The sequence below is a fragment of the Mycetohabitans rhizoxinica HKI 454 genome, assembly GCF_000198775.1.
Classification (GTDB): Bacteria; Pseudomonadota; Gammaproteobacteria; order Burkholderiales; family Burkholderiaceae; genus Mycetohabitans; species Mycetohabitans rhizoxinica.
Genome location: NC_014722.1, coordinates 2,420,873 through 2,434,440, shown reverse-complemented (window position 1 = coordinate 2,434,440; position 13,568 = coordinate 2,420,873). Strand labels below are relative to the sequence as shown.

11 protein-coding genes and 2 pseudogenes are annotated in these 13,568 nt (G+C 65.1%); 3 read left to right on the top strand and 10 right to left on the bottom strand.

Annotation, left to right across the window (positions count from 1 at the left end):
• The first annotated feature begins 22 nt into the window (after positions 1–22).
• Positions 23–484: a D-aminoacyl-tRNA deacylase gene (gene dtd / locus RBRH_RS10675; RefSeq protein ID WP_013436276.1), complete on the top strand. Its 462-nt coding sequence runs from the start codon at positions 23–25 to the stop codon at positions 482–484.
• On the opposite strand, the pseudogene RBRH_RS20345 reads toward dtd, so the two are convergent.
• The 10 genes and pseudogenes from RBRH_RS20345 to RBRH_RS17410 form a co-directional block, all read right to left on the bottom strand.
• Positions 484–781 (bottom strand): annotated as a pseudogene (locus RBRH_RS20345) (hypothetical protein); the annotation flags it as partial. The gene dtd and the pseudogene RBRH_RS20345 overlap by 1 nt on opposite strands.
• Positions 778–1,839: a Holliday junction branch migration DNA helicase RuvB gene (ruvB, locus tag RBRH_RS10670; RefSeq protein ID WP_041754490.1), complete on the bottom strand. Its 1,062-nt coding sequence runs from the start codon at positions 1,837–1,839 to the stop codon at positions 778–780. The gene ruvB and the pseudogene RBRH_RS20345, both read right to left, overlap by 4 nt.
• A 64-nt stretch (positions 1,840–1,903) precedes the next feature.
• Positions 1,904–2,485: a Holliday junction branch migration protein RuvA gene (gene ruvA / locus RBRH_RS10665; protein WP_013436273.1), complete on the bottom strand. Its 582-nt coding sequence runs from the start codon at positions 2,483–2,485 to the stop codon at positions 1,904–1,906.
• 62 nt (positions 2,486–2,547) lie between these two features.
• Positions 2,548–3,090: a crossover junction endodeoxyribonuclease RuvC gene (ruvC, locus tag RBRH_RS10660; protein WP_041754489.1), complete on the bottom strand. Its 543-nt coding sequence runs from the start codon at positions 3,088–3,090 to the stop codon at positions 2,548–2,550.
• A gap of 102 nt (positions 3,091–3,192) precedes the next feature.
• Positions 3,193–4,758 (bottom strand): bifunctional phosphoribosylaminoimidazolecarboxamide formyltransferase/IMP cyclohydrolase, encoded by a 1,566-nt coding sequence (purH, locus tag RBRH_RS10655; protein ID WP_013436271.1) that lies wholly within the window; start codon positions 4,756–4,758, stop codon positions 3,193–3,195.
• 69 nt (positions 4,759–4,827) lie between these two features.
• Entirely contained in the window at positions 4,828–5,061 is a 234-nt protein-coding gene (locus tag RBRH_RS10650) for a Fis family transcriptional regulator (protein ID WP_013436270.1), read from the bottom strand.
• Positions 5,058–6,122 (bottom strand): tRNA dihydrouridine synthase DusB, encoded by a 1,065-nt coding sequence (dusB, locus tag RBRH_RS10645; protein ID WP_041753844.1) that lies wholly within the window; start codon positions 6,120–6,122, stop codon positions 5,058–5,060. The genes RBRH_RS10650 and dusB overlap by 4 nt, the downstream gene beginning before the upstream one ends.
• Positions 6,123–6,269: 147 nt before the next feature.
• Positions 6,270–7,550, bottom strand: a complete 1,281-nt coding sequence (locus RBRH_RS10640; RefSeq protein WP_013436268.1) for a UbiH/UbiF/VisC/COQ6 family ubiquinone biosynthesis hydroxylase — start codon at positions 7,548–7,550, stop codon at positions 6,270–6,272.
• Positions 7,551–7,589: 39 nt separating this feature from the next.
• Entirely contained in the window at positions 7,590–9,080 is a 1,491-nt protein-coding gene (locus tag RBRH_RS10635; protein ID WP_232509294.1) for an aminopeptidase P N-terminal domain-containing protein, read from the bottom strand.
• Between the two features lie 69 nt (positions 9,081–9,149).
• Positions 9,150–9,359, bottom strand: a pseudogene (locus RBRH_RS17410) (aminoglycoside phosphotransferase); the annotation flags it as partial.
• Between the two features lie 388 nt (positions 9,360–9,747).
• On the opposite strand from RBRH_RS17410, the gene RBRH_RS10625 reads away from it, so the two are divergent.
• Together RBRH_RS10625 and RBRH_RS10620 are read left to right on the top strand one after the other, a co-directional pair.
• Entirely contained in the window at positions 9,748–12,123 is a 2,376-nt protein-coding gene (locus RBRH_RS10625) for an LPS-assembly protein LptD (protein ID WP_041754487.1), read from the top strand.
• Positions 12,124–12,193: 70 nt separating this feature from the next.
• Positions 12,194–13,552, top strand: coding sequence for a peptidylprolyl isomerase (locus RBRH_RS10620; protein ID WP_041753842.1), 1,359 nt, complete (start codon positions 12,194–12,196; stop codon positions 13,550–13,552).
• Positions 13,553–13,568: the final 16 nt, after the last annotated feature.

Below are 13,568 nucleotides of genomic sequence, written 5' to 3'. Positions count from 1 at the left end.
CAAACCATAGCGAGGACTTGCATTGATCGCATTGATCCAGCGAGTCGCGCGCGCCAGCGTGCAAGTCGATGCGCAGGTGATTGGCGCGATCGGCCCCGGGCTGCTCGCGCTGGTCTGCGCGGAACGCGGCGACTGCGAGGCCACGGCGGACAAACTGCTCAACAAGCTGCTTGGTTATCGCGTATTCAGCGATACACAGGGCCGGATGAACCTGTCCGTGCGCAACATCGACGGGGCCGGCGGCGCGGGCGGTCTGTTGATCGTGTCGCAGTTTACGCTGGCAGCTGATACGCATAGCGGTTTGCGCCCCAGCTTCACCCCCGCTGCACCACCGGACGAAGGCAGGCGGTTGTACGACTATTTCGTCGCCCGTGCGCGGCAGCAGCATCCCATCGTCCAGACCGGTGAATTCGGCGCCGCGATGCAGGTATCGCTGATCAACGATGGTCCGGTGACTTTCTGGCTGCGTGTGCCGGCCGTATGACTGGCGTAATTGAACACGCCGGCGAGCGCCAGCGGATGCCATGGCTGTAGCAACAATGCGCTAATGCTGCCGATCATCAGCGACGCGAAGTGTCGGCATGCACTGACTGCCCAGCACACTGCATGCGGGCCGAACAGCCCGAATGCCGAACAGCCCCGGATTGCCCGGCGGCCACGAATAGTCGAGCGCGGGGTCTTTGTCGCTCGTGAGCTAAGTGACGCCGGCCGCCACGCGCCGGCGCAGTCGGTTCAGTACGTCGTCGGCCAGCCCGCAGAGGCGCACCGGCAGATCGGCTATTCGCCGCTGGTGTTCCACAGGTCGCGAATCGGTCCCGCATCCGGCGCCGCAAGGCCGAAGTGGCGATAGGCGAGCAGCGTCGCGACGCGTCCGCGCGGCGTGCGTTGTAGATAGCCCTGCTGGATCAGATAAGGCTCGATGACGTCCTCGATTGTGTCGCGCTCCTCGCCGATCGCGGCGGCCAGGTTATCCAGGCCCACCGGGCCACCATCGAACTTGTGCAGGATCGCCTCTAGCAGCTTGCGATCCATCAAATCGAAGCCGACCGGGTCAACATCAAGCATCGCCAGCGCCGCATCGGCCGTCGTCGCCGTGATGCGGCCGTCGGACTTGACCTCGGCATAGTCTCGCACGCGACGCAGCAGCCGGTTCGCGATCCGTGGCGTGCCGCGCGAACGCCGCGCGATCTCCAGCGCGCCTTCGGATTCGATTTGCGCGCCAAGCAGGTGGGCCGAACGCTCGACGATCCGCGCCAATTCGCCCGCGGTATAGAATTCGAGCCGGGCGACGATGCCAAAGCGGTCCCGTAACGGGTTGGTCAGCATGCCGGCGCGGGTCGTGGCCCCCACCAGCGTGAACGGGTGCAGATCCAGCTTGACGCTGCGCGCGGCCGGTCCCTCGCCGATCATGATGTCGATCTGGTAGTCTTCGAGCGCCGGATATAGGATTTCCTCGACGACTGGCGACAACCGGTGGATCTCGTCGATGAACAGCACGTCGTTCGCTTCGAGATTGGTCAGCAGTGCAGCCAGGTCGCCGGCCCGTTCGAGCACCGGCCCGGACGTCTGGCGCAGGTTGACGCCCATTTCCCGCGCGACGATGTGCGCGAGCGTGGTCTTGCCCAGCCCCGGGGGGCCAAACAGTAGCACGTGGTCGAGCGCTTCCGAGCGGCGCTTTGCCGCTTCAATAAAGATTTCGAGCTGCCCGCGAACCTTTTCCTGCCCGACATATTCGTCCAGCAGCCGCGGGCGTAGCGCCCGCTCGAACACCTCCTCGTTGGGCGAGGCGGGGGTCGCTGCAATGACGCGCTCCGAGCCAAGTTTGTCCGTTTCGATCATTTGCTGATTGTACCGCGATGCCGCCGACATGCCAGTTGCCACGCCGTGCTGCGTCGCATGAAGCTTATGCCTTCGACAATGCCTTCAAAGCGAGCTTGATGCCGTCCGACACACCGGTGCCGGCCGGCACGTTTTTAATCGCGGCAAGCGCTTCCTTCTCGGAATAGCCAAGCGAGAGCAGGGCGTGCAGGATGTCCGGCGCATGGTCGGACGATGACGCGGCCGAGGCGGCCGCGCCGATGTCGGCGCCCAGTTTGCCTTTCAACTCGAGCAACAGTCGCTCGGCGGTTTTCTTGCCGATGCCCGGCACTCGCGTCAGGCGGGCGGTATCCTGCTGCGTCACTGTCTGCGCAAGGTCGCTCACGCTCATCCCGGAGAGCACCGCGAGCGCCATACGTGCGCCGATGCCGCTGATCTTCAGCAGTTCGCGAAACGTTTGCCGCTCCTGCTGCGTGAGAAAACCATATAGCAGGTGCGCGTCCTCGCGCACGATCAGTTGAGTCAGCAACGTGATTTTGTCGCCAGTGCCTGGAAGGTTGTAGAACGTGCTCATCGGCACGTCGACCTCGTAGCCGACGCCGTTGCAGTCGACCAGCAGATGTGGCGGGTTTTTCTCGAGCAGGGTGCCCGCAATGCGACCGATCATGGCGAATCAATGTAGGGTGGATGCGCGAGTGTAGCGTATCGCGACGTGGATACTATGCCGGGTCAGCCGATCAGCCGGCCACGTCGCACGCGATAGCCTTTCTTTGCCAATGCCGGCGCGAGCGTGCCGAGCGTGTTGATCGCCGTGCCGCTGTTCGCGTGGCAGATCGCCATGCCGAGCGCGTCGGCGGCGTCGGTGCCGGGCAAGCCGCTCAAGTTCAGCAGTCGGACCACCATCTGCTGCATCTGGTCCTTGGTCGCGCGCCCGTAGCCGACCACCGCTTGCTTGAGTTGCAGCGCGGTGTATTCGGCCACTGATACGCGGCCCGATACGAGGGCGCAAATCGCCGCGCCACGCGCCTGCCCCAGCAGCAGCGTCGATTGCGGATTGACGTTGACGAATACTTTCTCGATCGCGGCCTGATCCGGACTATGCTCGCGGATCAGCGTCGCCACGCCGTCGAAGATCGTGCCCAGGCGGCTCGGCAGATCGGCGTTCGCGGTACGGATCACGCCGCTGGCCACGTAGGTGAGCGCGTGTCCGTGCTTGTCGATGACGCCAAAGCCGGTGACACGCAAGCCCGGGTCGATGCCAAGTATTCTCATCGTGCCACTATAGCCGACCGGCGTCCCGACGCGGCCGTGCACTGCACCGTCCGCGTCGAGACGATCGGCCGCACCGGCGGCGAAATGGAAGCGCTCACGGCGTCAGTGACGGAAATGCCGCGTGCCGGTGACGATCATCGCGACATTGTGCTCGTCGGCGGCTGCGATCACCTCGTCGTCGCGCATCGAGCCGCCGGGTTGGATCACGCAGGTCGCACCGGCCGCGACGACCACGTCGAGTCCGTCGCGGAACGGGAAGAACGCGTCAGAGGCGACCGCCGAGCCGGTCAACGACAGCTTCGCGTTTTGCGCCTTGATGCCGGCGATGCGAGCCGAATCGACGCGGCTCATCTGCCCCGCGCCGACACCTAGCGTCATGCCGTTCGCGCAAAACACGATCGCATTGGACTTGACGAATTTGGCGACGCGCCAGGCGAACAACAGGTCGTCCATTTCCTTAGGCGTCGGATGCCGTTTCGTGACCACGCGCAACTCGTGCGGCTGCACGTTCTTCGTATCCGGTGACTGCACCAGCAAGCCGCCGCCGACGCGCTTTAGATCGTACGTGTTAGCTGCGTTGCCCAGCGGCACCTGTAGCACGCGCACATTCTGCTTCGCGGCGAAGACCTGTCGCGCCGCGTCGGTCAACGACGGCGCGAGTAGCACTTCGACGAACTGCTTGGCGACCGCTTGCGCAGCCGCTTCGTCGACTTCGCGATTGAACGCGATGATGCCCCCGAATGCGGACGTCGGATCGGTCTGCAACGCCTTGGCGTACGCGTCGGCCGGCGTCGCCGCCACGGCCACACCGCACGGGTTCGCATGCTTGATAATCACGCATGCCGGCGCGTCGAATGTCTTCACGCATTCCCATGCCGCGTCAGCATCGGCGATGTTGTTGTACGACAGCGCCTTGCCCTGCAGTTGGCGGTAGTTGGCCAGCGAGCCTTCGGCAGATTGCAGGTCGCGATAGAACGCTGCGCTCTGGTGCGGGTTCTCACCGTAGCGCAGGTCCTGCACCTTAGTGAAGGCCAGATTCAGCGTGGCCGGGTACGCGCTGCGTGTCGCGTGCTGCAAGTCCTCGCCGAGGCTGGTCAGATAGTTCGTAATCGCGCCGTCGTATTGCGCGGTGTGCGCGAACACCTTGGTCGCGAGCCGGAAGTTGGTTGCGTGACTGACCGTGTTGCCGTTCGCGCGCATTTCGTCGAGCACCGCCGCATAGTCGGCCGGATCGACGACCACCGTCACGTCGCGGTGGTTCTTCGCCGCCGAGCGCAACATCGTTGGGCCGCCGATGTCAATGTTCTCAATGGCCTCGTCGAGCGGGCATTTCTCCTTCGCGACGGTTTGCGCAAACGGATACAGATTGACGATGAGCATGTCGATCGTCGGGATCCCATGCTGCTCGAGTGCAGCCATGTGTGCGGGCACGTCGCGCCGCGCGAGAATGCCGCCATGGACCTTCGGGTGCAGCGTCTTTACGCGGCCGTCGAGCATTTCCGCAAAGCCGGTGTAGTCGGCCACCTCGGTGACCGGCAGGCCCGCGTCGGCGAGCAGCTTGGCCGTGCCGCCCGTGGACAGCAGGGTGACGCCGAGTTCATGCAGGCTTTTGGCGAAATCGACAATGCCTGCCTTGTCGGAAACGGAAATGAGCGCTTGCTTGATCATGATGAAAAAAAGAACCCGAAGCTGCGCTTGCGCGCGAATGACAAATGTGCGCCAGGCACGGGCGCTGCGCTACAGTAGGCCATGCTCCTGCAGTTTCTTGCGCAGCGTGTTGCGGTTGATGCCGAGATATTCGGCTGCCAGAGACTGGTTGCCCCGCGCCTGCTCAAGGACGATTTCCAGCATCGGTTTCTCGACGCAGGACATCACCATTTCATAGACGTCGTGTGGGCGGGATCCGTCCAGATCGCGGAAATACATGCCGAGACTGTCGCGGACGCATTGTTCGATGTTGTGCTTGCTCATGCTGCTAATCGGTCGGTGTCGGGGGGCGTGTCGTGCTTGCCGGATTCATCGTCGACGTAGACGAGGCGCTCCGATCGCGCCTTTTGGGCGTCGAAGAACGCGTTGACCGCCGCCAGTTGTTCCCGGGTGGAATCCAGCGTGTTCATTCGATGCCGGAATGCGTTGGCGCCGGAAAGGCCGCGAGTGTACCAGCCGATGTGCTTGCGTGCGGTGCGCACACCAGTAAATTCGCCATAAAATGCGTAATGATCTTGCAGGTGCTCGTTCATCCACTGTTGGATTTCGTCGATCCGTGGCGGTGGCAGTACCTCACCAGTGGCCAGGAAGTGCCCAATTTCGCGAAACAGCCAGGGCCGGCCTTGCGCCGCGCGGCCGATCATGATCGCGTCCGCGCCGGTGATCGACAGCACTTCTCGCGCCTTGTGCGGCGTCGTGATATCGCCGTTGGCGACTACCGGAATGTGCACCGATGCCTTGACCGCGGCGATCGTGTCGTACTCGGCCTGACCATGATACAAGTCCGCGCGTGTGCGCCCGTGCACGGTGAGCATCGAGATGCCGGCCTGCTCGGCGAGCCGCGCGATTGTTAGCGCATTGCGGTGTTCACGATCCCAGCCGGTGCGGATCTTCAGTGTGACGGGAACGGCATCCGGCCCGGTGCTGACCGCACGCACGACTGCCTCGAGAATGCGTGCCACCAGTGCCTCGTTCTGCAGTAGCGCGGAGCCTGCCGCGACGTTGCAGACCTTCTTGGCCGGGCAGCCCATGTTGATGTCGATGATCTGTGCGCCATGCGCGACGTTGTATTGCGCGGCCTGCGCTAGCATCGCCGGGTCGGCGCCGGCAATCTGCACGGCGATCGGCTCGACCTCGCCGTCGTGATTGGCACGGCGCATCGTCTTTTCGCTTTTCCACAGCTGCGCGTTGGATGCGACCATCTCCGACACCGCGTAAGAGGCCCCCATTCGCTTGCACAACTGGCGAAATGGACGGTCCGTCACGCCGGCCATCGGGGCGACGAACAGATTGTTGCGCAGTACATGTTTGCCGATTACAGGCATCGGAAAGGGCGACGCGCCGCCACCCGGCCGGGCGCGGCGCGATCCGAAAGACGTTGGAAAGAGTCGTATTTTAGCGTTAACCGGCGGCAAGCCCCGAGCGCCATGAAAGTTCAATGAGCGCCACTGCCGTCATCGGCTTGGCCTCGCTTAGCGCCGTTGCCCGAACATCATCTGCCGCGCGAGCGCTGTCTTGACCGGGGGTATCAGGTCCAGCGCGCCGAGTGCCAGGCCGCGCAGCGCCGCTAGCGGCGCGAAGTCGACGGTGAAGGCGCGTGCCAGCACGTCGGTCGCGGCGATGGTTACGCGCCGGTCCAGGGCCCGGCGTGCGGTGAAGGCACGCAGCGCGGCTGGCTCGGGCCCGTGGTGCGCGAGTGCGTCGAGCAGCGCGTGCGCATCGCGCAGGCCTAGGTTCAGCCCTTGTCCGGCGACCGGGTGCAACGTTTGCGCCGCATTGCCGATCGATGCAATGCGGCGATCGGTTAACGCGGTCAGCGCATGGAGCCCAAGTGGGAAGGCTGCGCGCGCGCCAACCTGCTCGAAGCGGCCCATCCTGTCGCCGAACGCCCATTGCAACTCGTCTAGCCACTGTGCGTCGGACAGCGCCATGCGCCGCGCGGCCTGGGCCGGATCGCAGCACCAGACCAGCGCATAGTCCGCCTGCCGTGGGCCGCCGAGCGGCAGCAGCGCAAGGGGCCCTTCGCGCGTGAAGCGCTCCCATGCAACGCGCGGTTGTGGCGCACTCACGCTGACCACGGCCACCAGCGCCGTCTGGCGATAGTCGCGCTGGGCGTGCTGGCCGGCGGCCAGTCGCGGCGACGCGGCTTCGTGGTACACCCCGCCCTCCGCGTTGACGACCAGGCGCGCGTGCACGACGCGTTGCGGTGCCGCGGCGCTCGCGTCGCCGTCGGGAACAGAGGGTGCGCCGACCGGCTCGATCGGCAGCCAGACGCCGTGTTCGTCCTGCCGCGGCGCGCGAGCCACGCTCGAGCTGATCCAGTCGCAGCCGGTGTCACGCACCGCCGTGGCGAGCGCATGCACCAGCGCGCCATAGCGCACCACGTAGCCGAGCGCCGGCACGCCGTGCTCGTCGCGCTCGATCACGGCGCGACCGAGGTAACCGCGCTGCGACACATGGATGCGCTCGATCGGTGTCGCGTCGAGCGGCCAGCCAAGCGGCTCGAGCAGCATGCGGCTGCCGTGCGACAAGGCGAGCGCACGCGGGTCGTCCAGCGATGCATCTGGTTCGCGTGCGTCGATCAACGCAACACGCAATGCACGGGTGCCGCCGCGGCGTGCGAGCCAGCCGGCGAGCGCGAGTCCAGCTGGCCCGGCGCCGACGATGGCTACGTCATAGTCGTATCGCGCCGCGTCGGCGCGCGCATCGGGTGCCGCATCGTGCGCGGGTCTGGCGGGATTCGATTCGGTCATAGTGCAAAGGTCTGTGAAATTCTGTCGCGCGGCCGCGCGTCACGCGCGCGCCGGCGCATCGCGCATCCAGGCTTCGATATCGTCGGCGCGTACCGGCACCTCGCGGGTCATCAGCTCGCAGCCGTGGGCTGTGACGATTGCGTCATCCTCGATGCGGATTCCGGTGTTCCAGTATGCGCGCGGCACATCCGGCGCGGCGCGCACGTATAGCCCGGGTTCGATGGTCAGTGTCATGTTTGCGCGCAAGCGGCGCCACGGACGTTGCACGTCGCGCTCGGCTGCGTCCCGCGCCGGGCCGGGATCCGGCTCGCGATAGTCACCGCAGTCGTGCACGTCCATGCCGATCCAGTGACCGGTGCGGTGCATGTAGAAGCGCGTATAGGCGCGGCTGGCGATCACATCGTCGAGCGTGCCATGCACGGCCGCGTCGAGCAGCTTCAAGTCGAGCATGCCCTGCGCCAGCACACGTACCGCCGCCTCGTGCGGCACGTCGAACGGCACGCCGGCGCGTGTCGCGTCGATCGCCGCCTGTTGTGCCGCTAGCACGACGTCGTACAGATCACGCTGCGCCGCCGTGAAGCGACCGTTGGCTGGAAAGGTGCGGGTGATATCGGACGCGTAGCCGTCCAACTCACAGCCCGCGTCGATTAGGACCAGGTCGCCGTCCCGCACGAGCGCGTTGCCGGCGGGGTAGTGGAGCACGCAAGCGTTGGCGCCCGCCGCGACGATCGAGCCGTATGCTGGCGCCTGCGCACCGTGGCGGCGGAAAGCGTAGAGCAGTTGCGCGTCAAGTTCGTATTCGCGCACGCCCGGTTTGCACGCCCGCATGGCTTGCAGGTGCGCGCGCGCCGAGATCGAGGCGGCCCGGCGCATTGTGGCCAGCTCGTGCGCGTCCTTGATCAGACGCATCTCATCGAGCAGGATCGACAGATTGACTTGATGCGCCGGCGAAGTGCGGTCGCCGCCGCGCTTGCTCGCCTCTAGCCATCGCTGCACGGCCTCGTCCAACCCCGACGAATTGTCGCGTGCGTAATGCAGCGTGTGCGCATTGGCCAGCAGCGCCGGCATTCGGGCGTCGAGTTCATCGACCGAGTAGGCGGCGTCCACACCGAATGCCTGCTGCGCGCGTTGCGGTCCGTACCGCACCCCGTCCCAAGTTTCGCGCTCGATATCGCGCGGCAAGCAGAACAGCGTCGTGAGCGACTGCGTTGCGTCGGCACGGATGACCAGCCAGGCGTGCGGTTCGGTGAACCCGCTCAGGTAGAAGAATGCGCTGTCATGCCGATACGGATACTCGGTGTCGCGGTTGCGGATCGCGATCGGTGCGGTCCGCACGATCGCTACGCCGCCGCCATGGGCGCGCAGTGCACCGATCACTCGCTCACGGCGGGCGCGATACAGCGCCGGGCCGGCGGGCGGCCCGGGCAGTGCGTCGTCCGCCTTAAGAGGTGGGCCGTCGGCAGGGGTAGGGGAGCGCGTATGGGTCGGCATGTCGTGCTGCGCGATCGGGCTCGTCTCTGGGGTATCCATGGCGCGATTGTAGCGCCGGCTACGTGCGGGCCGCGCATAGCGCACGGTCCAGCGCGTCCAGTGTTTCGCTCAGAACGTGTAACCGACTTGCACCGCGCGCCCTTCGATCTCGTCCAGCAGTACGGCGAACGGCGTCAATTCCCGGTAGCGCCGGGCCACCTTGCGCGCATAGCCGATAAAGCGCGGCACGTCAGTTAGGTAGCGCGGCTTGCCGTCCCGATAGTGGAGACGGGCGAACAGCCCAATGATCTTGATGTGCCGTTGCAAACCCATCCATTCTTGTAGCGGTGGCGCGTCCATCGCGATCAACGTGCCGCGTTCGCCGGCCGGGCTAGCAGCCACCCGGAAATAGCGGCGAAAGCCCGCGTCCGAGGAGGCAGGCGTTAGCGTGGCGGGCGCGAGCCCCAGTGCCGCGGTCAGCGAGCCGAGCCAGTTGCGCAGCAAGTCCAGCCGGGGATCGGCAACGGCGAACGAGGGGCTTGCGCAGGTCTGCGTCATGAAAGTTGCGGGGATACGAAAACGTCTTGCCATATAATACCCCACGACTTTTTTGATGCGACCGGCACTGGCGCGCGGCGCGGGCCCCGAGGCCGGGGCGGGCAGCTCCGCCGCGATGTTGCCCGGGCGGCCGCTCATGCCGGGCGGCGTCGCTTCGTCCACTGCATTCATGCCGCCAACACAGCTCGATCGAACGAATTTGTCACCCGCGCCCAATTCGCGACGCGTGCCTTGCCTGACGCACGTCGTCGCCGCCTTGCTTGCGGTACCGGGATTCCTGCCGGCGCTTTCGCACGCGCAACTGATCGGTGCAGCCGCGCAGCCGACCCGGCTGGATGCGCCGTGGGGACTGCGCGTCGCGCCGCAGCTCGAGGAGCATGCGCTGCCATCGGGCGCGCCGCCGGCGGTGTTCGGGCTGAGCGAGGTGGCCAGTGGCACGGCGGATCGTGACGCGTCGCTCGAGGGCAGTGCTGAGTTGCGCCGCTACACGTCCGTAATCAAGGCCGATTCGATCCACTACGACGTGGACACCGACCTGGCCGATGCATTCGGCAATGTGCATATCGTCCACAACGGCAATGCGTTTGCGGGGCCGGACGCGCACTTGAAGGTCGGCGCGTCCGAGGGCTACATCACGCGGCCAAAGTACCACTTCAACCTGACCGGCGGCTCCGGTGCCGCCGAGCGGATCGACATGATCGACGATGCGCGCTCGGTCGTGCACCGCGGCACGTACACCGGATGCCCGTGCGACAGCGATCCGGCGTGGTATGTGCGGGCCACGCGGCTCGACATGGATACCGACGCGAACCTGGGCGTGGCGCGCAATGGCGTGGTGTTCTTCCAAGGTGTGCCGATCTTCGCTAGCCCGTGGCTGTCGTTTCCACTCTCCGGCGGGCGTCAGAGCGGCTTGCTGCCGCCGACCGTTACGATGAGCTCGACCACCGGCTTTGAGATGTCGCTGCCGTATTATTTCAATCTCGCGCCGAACTACGATCTGACGCTCACGCCTCGGATCATGTCGCGGCGCGGCGTGCTGATTGCACCCAGTTTTCGCTACCTGTCGCCGACGTACTCGGGCAGCCTCAACGTCGAGTACCTGCCGTATGACCGCACCACGCACAGCAAGCGCTATGCGGTGTTCTTCAACCACAGCCAGAACTTGGGCAACGGCTTCGGCGGGTATATCTACTACAACCGAGTCTCGGACAAGACCTATCCGGAGGATCTTGCGTCGGGCAACGCGTTCCTGCTGGGCACGCAGATGCTGTACCAGCAGGAAGTCGGCTTGACTTACAACAGCGGCCCGTGGGCCGCACTGCTGCGCGAGCAGCATTGGCAGACGCTGCCTCCCTCGACGGCGCCATATGGCCGCGAGCCACAGTTGAACGTGAAATACAGCCGCTATAACGTTGGCGGCCTGGACTTTGGTGCCGAGGTGGACGCGACCCGCTTTTCGATTACCACGGCCGATGCGACCGAGGGCGCGCGCTTCGTGTTCAACCCGTACGTCGCCTATCCGATCCTGCGCCCCGGCTACTTCTTTACGCCGAAGGTGCAGTGGCATGTCGCGTCGTACGACCTGTCTACGATCGGTGCGGACGCACCCGCCGGCCAGCCCAAGCGTTTCAACGTCAGCGTGCCGACGCTGAGCCTGGACTCCGGCCTGGTGTTTGACCGCAGCATCCGCCTGTTCGGCCAGGACTACATCCAGACGCTGGAACCACGCCTGTACTATGTGTATACGCCGTACCGGAACCAGCAGTTCGCGCCATTGTTTGATACTGCCGAGGCGGACTTCGGCCTGGCCGAGATCTTCACGGCGAGCAGTTTCGTCGGCAATGACCGCGTTGCCGATGCAAACCGGCTGACCGCGGCGCTCACGTCACGCTTCATCGACGCGGCGTCCGGCGACGAGCGGGCGCGCTTCGTGATCGCACAGCAGTATTATTTCCGCAACCAGCGCGTGACGTTCACGCCATCGCAACCGGTGTCGCAGGCCGCGCACTCGGACGTGATCATCGGTTCATCGTTCAAGCTCGGCGACAGTTTTGCAACCGAGCAGGCGTTCCAATACAACCAGAACAACAATCAGCTGGTGCGCACCAACCTCGGATTTTCGTGGAGCCCGGCCGAGCGTCGCGTGCTGAACGCGGCGTACCGGTATACGCGCTCGAACACGACGCTATCCTACGAGCCGATTAACCAGTGGGTGATCTCCGCACAGTGGCCACTTGCGCGGCGCCTGTACGGCGTGGGCCGGGTGAATTACGACCTTGTCCGGCATCGCCTGGTCGACGCGTTGGCGGGCTTCGAGTACGATGCGCGCTGCTGGTCGTTCGGCATCGGGTTTCAGAAATACGCAAACGGCGTCAACAGTTCGAACCAGCCGTCCACCGGGACACGGGTGCTCGCGCAACTGCAACTCAAGGGCTTTGCGACGATCGACAATGGGTTGGGGCCGCAATTCCGCACGAGCGTGCCGGGTTACCAGCCGGTGCCGCCACTGCCTGCACCGCAGGCCCGGTTCACCCACTATCAATGAGACAATGTCGGTCGGTGGCGGACGGTGTCCGGCCCGCGCCGGTTTTTACTTGAACGGAGTAATTGTGGGAATGATGAAGACGATACGCTCGGCACTGTTGCAGTGCGTGCTTGCGCTATCCGCGCTCGGCGCGCTGGCGCCGCTCAACGGTGCGCACGCGCAAGCGTTGCTGTCGCATCAGGCCGGACAGGAGGTGGACCGCATCGTCGCGGTCGTGAACAACGACGTGATTACGCGCCGCGAACTTGACTTGCGCATGGGGCTGATTACGCGCCGCCTGCAGCAGCAGGGCGCGCCGTTGCCGTCGCCGGACCAGCTGCAATTGCAGGTGCTCAATCAGATGGTCCTCGAGCGCATCCAGCTGCAGCGGGCCAAGGAAGACGGCATCGTGGTCGACGACGCGACGCTGCAACACACGCTGGCTCGGCTCGCGCAGGCGAACAACATGTCGCTCGACATGTACCGCGCACGGCTAGAGGCCGAGGGCGTGCCCTGGTCGGTGTTCAGCGCCGATGCGCGCAATGAGCTGCTGCTCTCGAAGCTGCGCGAGAAGGAAGTGGATAGCCGGATCACCGTGTCGGATGCGGAAGTGGCCAACTATATCGCCAGCCAGCGCGGGCCGATGCAGCGTGTGCAGCAGGACCTGCGCTTTGAGCATATCCTGATCAAGGCCGCGCTGAACGCGCCACAGACCGAGATTGAGGCCGCGCGGCAAAAGGCATCGGAACTGCTCAAGCGCGCACTGGCGAGCGAGAACTTCGCGCGGCTCGCAAAAGACAACTCGCAGGCGCCTGATGCGTCCAAGGGTGGCGACCTCGGATTCCGTTCGACGTCGGCGCTGCCCGAAGCGATGACGCAGGCGGCCTCGCAGTTGCGTCCGGGGCAGGTCAATCCAGAGGTGCTGCGCACGCCGGAAGGCTTTGAGATCGTGCGACTTGTCGATCGTCGGGTGTCCAGCGGCATGGGCAGCGAAGCGCCGAGACTCGTGCAGACGCATGCGCGACACATCCTGATCCGGATCGGCGAAGGGCAGCCGGAGCCGGCAGCACGGCAGAAACTGGTCGAGTTGCGCGAGCAAATCGAGGCGGGTGGCGACTTCGCGAATTTCGCGCACACCTACTCGCAAGACGGTTCCGCATCGCAGGGAGGCGACCTGGGATGGATCAGCCCGGGTGAGACCGTGCCGGAATTCGAGCGTGCGATGAACAACCTGAAAGATGGCGAAATCAGTCAGCCGATCCGGACCGAGTACGGTTATCACCTGATCCAGGTGATGGGCCGCCGTGAAGCACAAGGGTCCGTTGCGCAGCAACAGGAGATCGCGCGGCAGGCGATTGGCCAGCGCAAAGCCGAGCAGGCCTATGCAGACTGGCTGCGGCAGCTGCGTGACAGTGCGTATGTGCAGTATAAGTTGGACGGACCGGCCTGAGCCCCGCGGAGCGGAA

Coding starts and splice junctions, on each gene's coding strand:
- ruvB (WP_041754490.1), bottom strand. CDS start 1,839: ATGATCGAAACGGACAAACTTGGCTCGGAGCGCGTCATTGCAGCGACC.
- ruvA (WP_013436273.1), bottom strand. CDS start 2,485: ATGATCGGTCGCATTGCGGGCACCCTGCTCGAGAAAAACCCGCCACAT.
- ruvC (WP_041754489.1), bottom strand. CDS start 3,090: ATGAGAATACTTGGCATCGACCCGGGCTTGCGTGTCACCGGCTTTGGC.
- purH (WP_013436271.1), bottom strand. CDS start 4,758: ATGATCAAGCAAGCGCTCATTTCCGTTTCCGACAAGGCAGGCATTGTC.
- RBRH_RS10650 (WP_013436270.1), bottom strand. CDS start 5,061: ATGAGCAAGCACAACATCGAACAATGCGTCCGCGACAGTCTCGGCATG.
- dusB (WP_041753844.1), bottom strand. CDS start 6,122: ATGCCTGTAATCGGCAAACATGTACTGCGCAACAATCTGTTCGTCGCC.
- RBRH_RS10640 (WP_013436268.1), bottom strand. CDS start 7,550: ATGACCGAATCGAATCCCGCCAGACCCGCGCACGATGCGGCACCCGAT.
- RBRH_RS10635 (WP_232509294.1), bottom strand. CDS start 9,080: ATGGATACCCCAGAGACGAGCCCGATCGCGCAGCACGACATGCCGACC.
- RBRH_RS10625 (WP_041754487.1), top strand. CDS start 9,748: ATGCCGCCAACACAGCTCGATCGAACGAATTTGTCACCCGCGCCCAAT.
- RBRH_RS10620 (WP_041753842.1), top strand. CDS start 12,194: ATGATGAAGACGATACGCTCGGCACTGTTGCAGTGCGTGCTTGCGCTA.